9 protein-coding genes and 1 pseudogene are annotated in these 11,498 nt (G+C 67.9%); 6 read left to right on the forward strand and 4 right to left on the reverse strand.

Going from position 1 to position 11,498, the window contains the following annotated elements; translation table 11 throughout:
- Positions 1-58: 58 nt before the first annotated feature.
- The 3 genes from AC04MI_RS19700 (at position 59) to arsA (ending at position 3,814) form a co-directional block, all read left to right on the forward strand.
- The gene (locus AC04MI_RS19700; protein ID WP_436078058.1) at positions 59-955 is read left to right on the forward strand and encodes a dienelactone hydrolase family protein; all 897 of its coding nucleotides are present in this window, start codon (positions 59-61) and stop codon (positions 953-955) included.
- Positions 956-1,086: 131 nt separating this feature from the next.
- Positions 1,087-1,929: a ZIP family metal transporter gene (locus AC04MI_RS19705; protein WP_436078057.1), complete on the forward strand. Its 843-nt coding sequence runs from the start codon at positions 1,087-1,089 to the stop codon at positions 1,927-1,929.
- A gap of 52 nt (positions 1,930-1,981) precedes the next feature.
- A complete protein-coding gene (gene arsA / locus AC04MI_RS19710; RefSeq protein WP_436078056.1) occupies positions 1,982-3,814 on the forward strand; it encodes an arsenical pump-driving ATPase in 1,833 nt (610 codons plus the stop codon).
- Between the two features lie 101 nt (positions 3,815-3,915).
- Here arsA and AC04MI_RS19715 read toward each other — a convergent pair whose 3' ends face one another.
- Together AC04MI_RS19715 and AC04MI_RS19720 are read right to left on the reverse strand one after the other, a co-directional pair.
- Positions 3,916-4,665 carry a LytR/AlgR family response regulator transcription factor gene (locus AC04MI_RS19715; protein ID WP_056061176.1) on the reverse strand — a complete coding sequence of 250 codons (750 nt, stop codon included), beginning with the start codon at positions 4,663-4,665 and terminating at the stop codon, positions 3,916-3,918.
- Entirely contained in the window at positions 4,646-5,896 is a 1,251-nt protein-coding gene (locus AC04MI_RS19720) for a sensor histidine kinase (RefSeq protein ID WP_476498486.1), read from the reverse strand. The genes AC04MI_RS19715 and AC04MI_RS19720 overlap by 20 nt, the downstream gene beginning before the upstream one ends.
- 52 nt (positions 5,897-5,948) lie before the next feature.
- Here AC04MI_RS19720 and argH point away from each other — a divergent pair, with 52 nt between their 5' ends.
- From argH to AC04MI_RS19735, 3 genes are all read left to right on the forward strand, one after another.
- Positions 5,949-7,436 (forward strand): argininosuccinate lyase, encoded by a 1,488-nt coding sequence (gene argH, locus AC04MI_RS19725; protein WP_476498487.1) that lies wholly within the window; start codon positions 5,949-5,951, stop codon positions 7,434-7,436.
- Positions 7,437-7,477: 41 nt separating this feature from the next.
- Positions 7,478-8,467, forward strand: a complete 990-nt coding sequence (locus AC04MI_RS19730; RefSeq protein WP_476498488.1) for a Bug family tripartite tricarboxylate transporter substrate binding protein — start codon at positions 7,478-7,480, stop codon at positions 8,465-8,467.
- A 201-nt stretch (positions 8,468-8,668) separates the two neighbouring features.
- Positions 8,669-10,126, forward strand: coding sequence for a diguanylate cyclase domain-containing protein (locus AC04MI_RS19735; RefSeq protein WP_436078053.1), 1,458 nt, complete (start codon positions 8,669-8,671; stop codon positions 10,124-10,126).
- A 123-nt stretch (positions 10,127-10,249) separates the two neighbouring features.
- Here AC04MI_RS19735 and AC04MI_RS19740 read toward each other — a convergent pair whose 3' ends face one another.
- Together AC04MI_RS19740 and AC04MI_RS19745 are read right to left on the reverse strand one after the other, a co-directional pair.
- Positions 10,250-10,858, reverse strand: coding sequence for a hypothetical protein (locus AC04MI_RS19740; RefSeq protein ID WP_056061194.1), 609 nt, complete (start codon positions 10,856-10,858; stop codon positions 10,250-10,252).
- A 42-nt stretch (positions 10,859-10,900) separates the two neighbouring features.
- Positions 10,901-11,498: pseudogene (locus AC04MI_RS19745) on the reverse strand (catalase); the annotation flags it as partial.

The raw sequence follows: 11,498 nt of genomic DNA on the forward strand, positions 1-11,498 counted from the left end.
CTCCTGGGCTGGCAGTTTCCACCCCGTGGCCCATCCCCCCTTTTTTTGGAGAAAACCGATGTTCAATGACGACCTCCATGCCGACGCCCAGGCGCTCCTGCCGGGCCGCACCACCGAAGCGGGCGCCACGCGCCGCACTGCGCTGCAGGCAGCGCTGGGCCTGGGTTATGCGGCGGCGGCCGCCCCCATCATGGCGCAAACGGCCATTGCCACGCCGGCAGACGGTCTGACGGTGGGGGAAGTGAGCTTCACGGTCAATGGCTTCAAGGTGCCGGCCTACCGCGCAGCACCGGCTGGCAAGACCGGCCTGCCCGTGGTGCTGGTGATCCAGGAAGTTTTTGGCGTGCACGAATACATCGCCGACACCTGCCGCCGCTTTGCCAAGGCGGGCTACCTGGCCATTGCCCCACAGCTGTACGCGCGCCAGGGCGATGCCACCACCTATACCGACATTGCCAAGCTGATGGCTGAAGTGGTGTCCAAGGTGCCCGACGCCCAGGTGATGGCCGACCTGGACGGCGCTGTGGCATGGGCCGCAGCCAACGGGGGCGATGGCGCCCGGGTGGGGATCACCGGCTTTTGCTGGGGTGGCCGCATCACCTGGCTGTATGCCGCACACGGCCCCGTCAAGGCCGGCGTGGCATGGTACGGGCGGCTGGTGGGGCAAGCGAGCGAGCTCACCCCCAAGCACCCTGTGGACCTGGCCCCCATCCTCAAGGCGCCGGTGCTGGGCCTGTATGGTGAAAAAGACACCGGCATCCCTCTTGACACGGTTGATAAGATGAAAGCGGCCTTGTCCAGTGGCTCGCCACAGGCCAAGGCGTCGGAATTTGTGGTGTACCCCGATGCACCGCATGCCTTCCATGCCGACTACCGCGCCAGCTACCGCAAGGAAGCGGCCGAAGACGGCTGGAAGCGTGCGCTGGCCTGGTTCAAGACGCACGGTGTGGTTTGATGCAAAAACCCCCGGCCCACCAGGCCACCCGCAGCCGCCCCACACCCGGGGCGGCTTTTTTCATCTTGCATCGGGCGTGCAGATTCTGAATAAAAAATGAGCCAAGGCTTAAAGATAAAGCGCAATAAGCTATGACTTTGGTAGCAATCATTCTGGCCACACTGGCCGCTGGTATCGGCAGCGTGTGGCTGGCCGCCTTGCTCATGCGGCTGGGCCTGGGTGGGCGGAGCGACAGCGTGGGGCCGCAGCACCTGCTCAGCCTGGCGGCGGGCGCCTTGCTGGCCACGGCCTTCATGCACCTGTTGCCCGAGGCGTTCGAGAGCCAGGCGGGCGCCCACGATCTGTTTGCCACCCTGCTGGTGGGTGTGGTGTTCTTCTTTTTGCTGGACAAGGCCGAACTGTGGCACCACGGGCATGAGCACAGCCACGCAGAGACCGCTGCCCATAGCCATGCCCACCATGACCATGGCCATGAAACCGGCCATGACCACGGCCACGCGCACCACCACCACCACGGCCCGCGCTCGGGAGGCTGGGCGGTGCTCACGGGCGACAGCGTGCATTGTTTTGGTGACGGCATCCTGATCGCCTCGGCCTTCATGGCTGACATTCGCCTGGGGGTGATTGCCGCCGTGTCGGTGCTCGCGCATGAGGTGCCGCACCACATGGGCGACCTGGTGGTGCTGCGCCAGACCAGCCCCAACCGCCGCATGGCGCTGGTGAAGGTGTCGCTGGCGGGGGCCGTGACGGCGCTGGGCGGGGTGGTGGGCTACTTTCTGGTGGGGCAGTTGCAAGACTTTTTGCCGTACTTCCTGGCCGTGGCGTCGAGCAGTTTTGTGTACGTGGCGCTGGCTGACCTGATCCCCCAGCTGCAAAAACGCCTGACCGCGCGCGAAACCGTGTTGCAGATTGCCTGGCTGATTGCCGGCATGGCCGTGGTCACGCTGGTGAGCGGGGCGGCGCACGCGCACTGACGCACTTGACCTGGCTCAAGGCCGTGCCGAACGGTTCTGCCATGCTGGGCCCATGACTGCCCCACACGCCACCCCCATCTCCCTCGGGCTGCTCGCCCAGCCCACGCGTTTCCTGTTCTTCACGGGCAAGGGTGGGGTGGGCAAGACATCGCTGTCCACGGCTGCGGCCATTGCCCTGGCGGATGCGGGCCGCCAGGTGCTGCTGGTCAGCACCGATGCGGCCTCCAACCTGGATGAAATGCTGGGCGTGCCGCTGTCCAACCAGCCAGTGGCCGTGCCCGGGGTGCCGGGGCTGCACATGCTCAACATCGACCCCGATACCGCCGCCGAGTCCTACCGCCAGCGCGTGCTGGCGCAGCTGGAGGCCACCGCCAGCAGCGATGAACGCGCGACAGTGCGCGAGCAACTCTCGGGCGCCTGCACCACCGAGATCGCTGCATTTGACGAATTTGCCGCGCTGCTGGCCAGCGAGGGCAATGACACCGGCCATGTGTTCGACCATGTGGTGTTCGACACGGCCCCCACCGGCCACACGCTGCGCCTGCTGAGCCTGCCCAAGGCCTGGACCGGATTCCTGGCCGGCAATGACCGGGGCGCCTCGTGCCTGGGGCCGCACTCGGGCCTCAAGATGCAGGAGGCGCGCTTCAACGCCGCCCTGGCCGCGCTGAGCGACCCGGCCCTGACCACCGTGGTGCTGGTCACCCGCCCCGACCCCCGACCCATGCAAGAGGCCGCGCGCACCGCGCTGGAGCTGCGCGCCCTGGGCCTGGCCAACCAGCGCCTGGCCATCAATGGCGTGTTCCATGCCAGCCAGCCGGGGCAGGACGCGGCGGCCGACGCCATCGAGGCCCTGGGCCGCGAAGCCATGGACCAGATGCCCGATGCGCTGGCGCATTTGCCGCGCGACGAGGTGCCGCTGCGTGCCTTTGACACCGTGGGCCTGCCTGCGCTGCGGGCATTGCTGGGCGGTGGCGATGTGCCATTGGGCGCGCCTGCTGCCACGGCGGGTGTGCTGTTGCAGGCAGAACCGCTGTCATCCCTGGCCGACGCGCTGGCCGCCAAGGGCCACGGCCTCATCATGGTGATGGGCAAGGGCGGCGTGGGCAAGACCACCATCGCCACCGCGCTGGCCGTGGGCCTGGTGCAGCGTGGGCACAGCGTGCACCTCACCACCACCGACCCGGCGGCCCATGTGCAAAGCCAGCTCGATGGCAGCCTGCCGGGCCTGAAGGTGGGGCGCATCGACCCGCACGCCGAGACCCAGGCCTACATCGACAAGATCATGGCCACACGCGGCAAGGCGCTGGACGACGCGGGCCGCGCCCTGCTGCTGGAAGACCTGCAATCGCCCTGTACCGAAGAGGTAGCCGTGTTCCACGCCTTCAGCCGCGTGGTCAACGAGGCCCGCAGCGCCTTTGTGGTGCTGGACACGGCGCCCACCGGCCACAGCCTGCTGCTGATGGACGCCACCGGCGCCTACCACCGGCAGATGACGCAGCAGTACGAAGGCAACGTGAACGCCAAGCACATCATCACGCCGCTGATGCGCCTGCAGGACGCCGACATGACCCATGTGGTCATCGTCACGCTGCCCGAGGTCACGCCCGTGAGCCAGGCCGCCGCGCTGCAGGACGACCTGCGCCGCGCCCGCATCGAGCCCTGGGCCTGGGTCATCAACAAAAGCGTGGCGGCCACCGGCACCAGCGACCCCTTGCTGCAGGCCCGGCTGGCGGGCGAGCAACAGCAGGCCGCACGCATCGCCAGCGGTCTGGCGCAGCGCACCTACGTGCTGCCCTGGCTGGCGCAGCCGCCTGTGGGCGTGGAGGCGCTGGGGCGGCTGGTGGCCGCACCGCCTGCAGCCACAGGAGATTTGCTATCTCATTGATAGCTGCTCAGGCATATGGAACTAGCACTGGCGGCCAAAATGGCTAAAAAAATATCTGTAGGGGTGTTCCAAGGCCCTCACAGGCCTGCGCAGCCCTCCTGCTAGCGCGCCAGCTCCTCGCGCACGGCCGCCACCTGCCGCCGCGACACCGCCAGCAGCTCGGTCGATCCCTGTAACCGCACCGCCCAGCCTTCGCCCTCCTCTGGGTCGTAGTGCTTTTCCAGCGCGCGCACGGCGCGGCGCGCCACCAGCGCATTGCGGTGGATGCGCAGGAAGCGCGGTGCAAACTTGGCTTCCAGCTCGCTCAGCGAGCCGTCCATGATGTAGCTGCGCGTGGTGGTGCGCACGGTCACGTATTTCTGCTCGGCCTTGAAGTACAGCACCTCGGTCAGCGGCAGGCGTTCGGTGCGGCCCCGGTCCTGGATCAGCAGGGTCTCGCCCTCGGGCAGGCTGGGCACGGCGCTGGGCCCTGCGGGGCGGCTGGTGCGCTGCACTTTGGCCAGGGCCTGCTGCAGGCGCTCACGGCGCACGGGTTTGGTCAGGTAGTCCACGGCATCCAGCTCGAACGCGCTCACTGCGTGGTCGGCGTGGGCCGTCACAAACACCACGGCCGGGGGCTGGGGCAGGGCCTGCAGTGCATGGGCCAGGGCCAGGCCGTCCTGGCCGGGCATGTGGATGTCCAGCAGCACCAGGTCGTACCCACGCCCCCCGGTGGGACCCAGCAGCGCCATGGTCTCGGCGGCGTTGGAGGCCTCTGCCACCGTGCAGCGCTGGATGTCCGAGCAGTCGGACAGCAGGGTGCGCAAGCGGCTGCGCGCCAGGGCTTCGTCGTCAACGATCAGGATGTTCATGGGGTTTGGAGGGGGTAGGTTCGGTCGGGGCCACCGCGCCTCGGCGGTAGCCGCCCCCCAGGTCGCCACGCCCGCGCAAGGGTGTGCGCGGGCGGGCGGCAGGGGTGGGGTCGGCGGCGGGCAGGGTGATGCGCACCTGGTACAGCCCGTCCTGCACGCCAGCGGTGAATTCGCCCTGCACGTCATGCAGCAAGGCCAGCCGCGCGCGCACGTTAGCCAGTGCGATGCCATGGCCCCGCGTGCTGGGCTCGTCGTGTTTGCCGGTTTTGCCCTCTTTGGGGGGCAGGGTGTTGGTGATGCGTACCACCACGCGGGTGCCGCGCAGCTCGGTCAGCACGCGCAGCTTGSCGCCCCSGGSGCTGGGCTCCACGCCRTGYTTGACGGCGTTTTCCACCAGCGGCTGCAGCAGCAGCGGCGGCAGGCGCGCGCTGTCGGTGCGTGGGTCCAGGTTCCACTGCACCTGCAGGCGCTTGCCAAAGCGCACCTGCTCAATGCCCAGGTAGCGGCGCGCCAGGGTGATCTCCTCGGCCAGCGTGGTCGATTCGCCCTGCTCGATGAGGGCCACGCGGAACAGGTCCGACAGGTCTTCGAGCAGCGACTCGGCCTTGGCCGGCTCCTCACGCACCAGCGCAATGGCGCTGTTGAGTGTGTTGAACAAAAAATGCGGGCGGATGCGCGACTGCAGCTCGGTCAGGCGCGCCGTGGTGGCTGCCGGGGTGCGGCCCCGGGCGCGCAGCACCAGCGCAGCCACCAGCATGGCCGCCAGCAACGCGCCTGTCGCTGCGCTGGCCAGCCAGGGCGGCGATGCCGACAGGCCCACCAGCGCCAGCATGGCGCAGGCATAGGCACCGGCCACGGCCCCCAGCAGCACCCCGGCGGCATATTGCTGCGCGGTGGACAGGCGCTGCAGCACCGTCTTGAGGCTGCAGGCCGTGATCAGCCACACCAGCGTGGCCGGCAGCGCGCCGCCGGTCAGCAGCGCCAGGCTGGCCAGCCATTCGACGGGGCTGCCGGCGCCATACATGGCACCCACGCCCACCACCACCTCCACAAACAGCACCGCCCGCAGCACCACACCGACCTGGCACGCATCGAACACCAGGGCCCGCCCACGTGGCGGCTGCCCGCCAGGCCCGGCGCCCGCAGCGGCCCGCACGCTGCGCGCAGGCCTGTCTGGCAGGGCGGAATCCGGCGGCGGGGGCTGGGTCGATAAAATTTGGGTGTTTTGCATTGCGGCATCCGGACAGTCCGGGTGTCTGAACCACCGGATTATTGCCCTCCTTATGTCCAAAGCCCAAGCCACCAGCGCCGACTCTGCGCCGTCCCACAACCAGCTCGACACCAAGGCCCAGGCCTGGTCGGCGCTGTTTTCCGAGCCCATGAGCGACCTGGTCAAGCGCTACACCTCCAGCGTTTTCTTCGACAAGCGCCTGTGGCAGGCCGACATTGCGGGTAGCCTGGCGCACGCCGAGATGCTGGCCGCGCAGGGCATCATCAGTGCCGAAGACCACGCCTCCATCCAGCGCGGCATGGCCCAGATCACGTCGGAAATCGAGTCCGGCGCCTTCGAGTGGAAGCTGGACCTGGAAGACGTGCACCTGAACATCGARGCCCGSCTGACSCAGCTGGTGGGCGACGCYGGCAAGCGACTGCACACCGGCCGCAGCCGCAACGACCAGGTSGCCACCGACGTGCGCCTGTGGCTGCGCGGCGAGATCGACCTGATCGGCGACCTGCTSRWRGMGCTGCAGSTGTCGCTGGTSGACRTSGCCGAGMAGAACRTCGAGGTGATCCTGCCCGGCTTCACCCACCTGCAGGTAGCGCAGCCGGTGAGCTTCGGCCACCACATGCTGGCCTATGTGGAGATGTTCAAGCGCGACGCCGAGCGTATGGCCGACGTGCGCCGCCGCACCAATGTGCTGCCGCTGGGCAGCGCGGCCCTGGCCGGCACCACCTACCCGCTGGACCGGGAGCGCGTGGCCAAGACGCTGGGCATGGTGGATGCGAACGGAACCCCCGTGGTGTGCCAGAACAGCCTGGACGCCGTGAGCGACCGCGACTTYGCSATCGAATTCACCGCCGCKGCCAGCCTGTGCATGGTGCACGTGAGCCGCCTGTCCGAAGAACTCATCATCTGGATGAGCCAGAACTTCGGCTTCATCAAGATCGCCGACCGTTTCACCACCGGCTCGTCGATCATGCCGCAGAAGAAAAACCCCGACGTACCTGAACTGGCGCGCGGCAAGACGGGCCGCGTGGTCGGTCACCTGATGGGTTTGATCACGCTGATGAAGGGCCAGCCCCTGGCCTACAACAAGGACAACCAGGAAGACAAAGAACCGCTGTTCGACACCGTGGACACGCTCAAGGACACGCTGCGTATCTTYGCCGAGATGRTCGGCGGCCAGTTGAACCCCGCCACGGGCAAGAAAGAGGGCGGCATCACCGTCAACGCCCAGGCCATGGAGCAGGCCGTACTCAAGGGCTAYGCCACSGCCACCGACCTGGCCGACTACCTSGTSAAGAAGGGCCTGCCCTTCCGCGAYGCGCACGARACSGTGGCCCACGCCGTGAAGGCSGCCACCACCCATGCGTGTGACCTGTCGGAGCTGCCCCTGACCGTGCTGCAGGGCTTTCACCCCGCCATCGAGAAGGATGTGTATGAGTGCCTGAGCCTGCGGGGCTCGCTCAACGCCCGCAACACGCTGGGCGGCACGGCCCCGGCGCAGGTGCGTGCCCAGCTGGYGCGCCACCGCGCCCGCCTGGCCTGATCTTTGCACCGCCTGTTGACCCTCTACCCTGGAGCTTTTTCATGACAACTTCTCGCCGCAGCCTGCTGTCCCGCCTTGTGCGCACGGGTGCTTTTGTGGGCGCCGCGCTGGCCGTGGGCCTGGCGTCCGCCCAGCAGGCCAAGCCCATCCGCCTGCTTGTGGGTTTTCCGCCCGGCGGCGGTACGGACGCCATTGCGCGCACGCTGTCCGAGAAGCTCAAGGATGAGCTGGGCCAGCCCGTGGTGGTCGAAAACCGCMCCGGCGCGGGCGGCCAGATTGCCGCGCAGGCACTCAAGGCCTCGGCGCCCGACGGCACCACGCTGTTCCTCACGCACGACCACACCATCTCCATCCTGCCCCAGGTGGTGAAGAACCCCGGCTACGAACCCGCGCGCGACTTCGTGGCGGTGGGCGGTTTTGCCACGTTTGTGAATGCGTTTGCCGTGTCGGGCGGTACGCCGGCCAAGTCGTTCACCGAATACGTGCAGTGGGTCAAGACGGCCGGTGGCAGCAAGGGCGCGGTGGGTATTCCTGCGCCAGCTTCCACTCCAGAGTTTCTGGTCAAGCTGGTCGGGCAAAAGTACCAGCTGGACCTGGTCTCGGCACCTTACCGGGGCAGCGCCCCCATGATGGCCGACATGCTGGGCAACCAGATCAGCGCGGGCGTGGCCTCGGTGCAGGACTTCATGGAAAACCACAAGGCCGGCAAGGTGCGCGTGGTGGGCGTGCTGGGCACCAAGCGCCAGGCCTCCATGCCCGATGTGCCCACGTTCGACGAGATGGGCCTCAAGGGTTTTGAAGACCTGCCGTACTACGGCATCTACGCACCCACCGGCACGCCGCAAAAGTTCATCACCGACTTCTCGAACGCGCTGGCCAAGGTGGTGGCCCAGCCCGATGTGCGCGAGCACCTGACCGCCATGGGCCTGACGGTGGGCTACATGTCGCCCCAGCAACTGGCCACGCGCGAGAAGGCCTACACCGAGGCCTGGACGCGCATCATCAAGACCAGCGGGTTTGTGGCGCAGTAAGGGCCGTCGAGCGGGCGGCGGGTCATACACCTGACCCCCGCCCGGATTCGCAGCGCGGGCGGTGCGTCCCCTGAGGGGCCTACGTGAGGCCCTTGCACTGACCGACCTGGATGCCATCCCAGCGGCCAGCGTCTGCGCATTCGGTGCTGGCCGGTCTGCACAGACCATGGCACCATCCGGCACCCATCCCGGACCTCATTCATGCCCACCAGCCGCCTCCCTTCGAACTGGATCCATCACCGGTACCTGCCCCTCGCGGTGGGTGTGTGCAGCAGCACACTGGCCGCCTTGCTGGCCTGGGTGGTCATCGATATCTCTCACACCAAGGCGCGGGCCGAGATTGCTGCGCAGGCGCAAAGCCACCTGCTGCAGATCCGCGACCGCCTGGACAGGCAATTGCAAAGCACGCTGTCGGTGCCCGAAACGGTATCCGCCTTCATTGCCGCACAAGGCAGCATGTCGCCCGACATCTTTGCCACCGTAGTGGGCCGCCTGCTGGAGCACCAGCGCAATATCCGCAACCTGGCTCTGGCGCCCGACAACGTCATCAGCGATGTGTACCCGCGCGTGGGCAATGAGCGAGCGATTGGCCTGCGGTACCTGGACAACCCGCAGCAGCGTGGTGCGGTGGAGCGGGCCATCCAGACCCGCCGAACCGTCGTTGCAGGTCCCATTCCGCTGGTGCAAGGGGGGCTCGGCATCATCAGCCGCACGCCGGTGTTTCTGGCGCATCCGCCGGGGCGTGCACCGGTGGGTGGGCCCCGTTACTGGGGCATCGTGTCGCTCACCGTCAATGCCGACACCCTGTTCGCCGACGTGGGCCTGAACTCCGACCAGATGGGTTTTCAGGTGGCGGCACGTGGACTGGACGCCATGGGCGCGCAGGGCGCGGTGTTCATCGGCCGCCCTCAGTTGTTCGACGAGGATCCGGCCACGCTCGATGTGCCCTTGCCGGGTGGCGGCAGCTGGATCCTGGGCGCGGTCCCCACCGGCGGGTGGGGGGCTGCAGGCCGTGCACCCGCGCTGGTGGTGATGCTGGCCTACGCGTTCGCGCTGGTGCTGGGGCTGTTGAGCGCTCGGCTGGTGCGCGCCCACCAGCAGGTGCTGGCCCTGGCCAGCCACGACCGCCTGACGGGGCTGCCCAACCGGCGCCTGTTTGAAGACCGCTTGTCGCAGGCGGTGCTGACGGCCTACCGTGACCACCGTGCGGGCGCGTTGTTGCTGGTCGACCTGGATGGTTTCAAGGCGGTCAATGACAGCCTGGGGCATGGCAGTGGCGACCAGGTGCTGGTGCGTGTGGCGCAGCGTCTGGCCGGGCTGGCCCGCGCCAATGACACCGCCGCCCGCCTGGGCGGCGACGAATTTGCACTGGTGCTGAACGCTGTGGCGTCCCCCGAGGCCGCCATGGAACTGGCCCACAAGGTGCTGGCAGCGCTGGTGGCGCCCATCGGACTCGACAGTGGCCAACACGTGCTGACTGGCGCAAGCGTTGGGGTCGCTTTGTTCCAGGGCCCTGCTGTGGAATCCATGCCCGCGCTCATGGACCGGGCGGACCGGGCGCTGTACACCAGCAAGCGCAGCGGCAAAGGGCTGGCCACATTGGCCGAAGCCCCCGGCGCTGCAGAGTTGCCGCAGGAGACCCCGCCGCCGTTGGCCTGAGAAGCATGTTTTGCATGGAAATCAAGCAAAAATAGCTGCAGGCGCTAGTACATGAAGCGCTTGCAGCTATATTTTTAGGAGCGTTTGCTGCCACGGGGCCTGCCGTGCGGCCCCTCAACCCGGTCACAGCATGGCCGTGCGCTGCTGCTCGGCGCGCGATGCGCCAATGGCGGTCTCCACGTTCTTGACCTCCTCGGGCGGGGGTAGCACGGCGGGCATGCCCAGGGCCTGAATGGCCAGCTCGCGGCACCAGCCTTTGGTGTGGTACAGGTGGTGGTCCTCGTCTTTTTCCACGGCCTTGTGCGCTACCTTGAGGGTGTGGCCCACATCGCCCGTGGCCACCTTGGCGACCTGGCCCAGCAGTTCCCAGTTGGCGTGGTCCTTGGTCTCCGCGTGCACCACACATTCGCAGGCCACCAGCTGTGCGGCGTCGGGGCTGCCAGACTTTTTGGCCAGCTGCATCGCCTGCACCAAGGAAGTGCCAATGTGCTTGACCACGGCCCGCGTGGGCGACTGCGTGTCGGGGTCCAGGCCCAGCGCATCGCAGATGCCGCGCACCACGTTCTGGTGCGCCAGCGTTTCTTCTAGATAACCTTGCCATTCCTTCTTCAGGTCGGGGTTGATGGCGCAGGTGAGGGCGGTGCGGTACACCTGTTCGCCGCCGAGTTCGGTCTCCATCATCTGCAGGACGAGATCGTCGAGTTGATGGCTGTCGTAGTGGCTTTTGGGCATGGGGGCTCCTTGGGGTGGTGGGGTGAACGAAAAGGTGGGGCTTCAGGCCAGGGTGCGCACTTTGGGTTCACGCTCCCACTGGCGGGTCTGGGCGGCGGCGATGAAGCCCTGGGCGTCGGCCGGGTCCACCACGCCTGCATCGGGCTCGATGCCACCGGCCTGCAGGATGGCCCGCGTGCCCTTGCAGGCGGCAATGGCCTTGAGGTGGCCGAACGCGTCGCGGAACCAGTCCACGGCCGCCGCCTCCTTGGCCAGCTGTGCGCCCATGTCGGGCGACAGGATGGAGGCCACGGCGTCAAACACCACCGATGGCGTGCCCGCCAGCTGGCCGTCGGCGGGCAGCAGCGTGCCGTCTTTCAGCACGGCACCGCCCACCTTGGGGGCCACGATCTTCACGGTGGCGCCGACTTTCTCCAGCGCCTTGCGCAGGTTGGCCACCGAGGCGCCGTTGGAGCCGTCGGCCACCAAGATGCCGATGGAGCGGCCCTGCAGCGTGGGCTTCATGCGGTCGATGATGCGCAGGGCGGGCGACAGGGGCAGGTCCTGCACCGGCTCGGTGGTGGCCGGGGCAGGGGGCAGTGCCGGCAGCCCCAGGCCGTCGGCCACGCGCTGGGCCAGGTCTGCGTCCACATGCAGCAGA

It is taken from the genome of Acidovorax sp. LjRoot204 (assembly GCF_056175785.1).

Bases quoted from the DNA above. Each gene is read 5' to 3' on its own strand.
- AC04MI_RS19740 (WP_056061194.1), bottom strand. From the start codon at position 10,858: ATGCCCAAAAGCCACTACGACAGCCATCAACTCGACGATCTCGTCCTG.
- AC04MI_RS19700 (WP_436078058.1), top strand. From the start codon at position 59: ATGTTCAATGACGACCTCCATGCCGACGCCCAGGCGCTCCTGCCGGGC.
- AC04MI_RS19735 (WP_436078053.1), top strand. From the start codon at position 8,669: ATGCCCACCAGCCGCCTCCCTTCGAACTGGATCCATCACCGGTACCTG.
- AC04MI_RS19715 (WP_056061176.1), bottom strand. From the start codon at position 4,665: ATGAACATCCTGATCGTTGACGACGAAGCCCTGGCGCGCAGCCGCTTG.
- AC04MI_RS19705 (WP_436078057.1), top strand. From the start codon at position 1,087: ATGACTTTGGTAGCAATCATTCTGGCCACACTGGCCGCTGGTATCGGC.
- arsA (WP_436078056.1), top strand. From the start codon at position 1,982: ATGACTGCCCCACACGCCACCCCCATCTCCCTCGGGCTGCTCGCCCAG.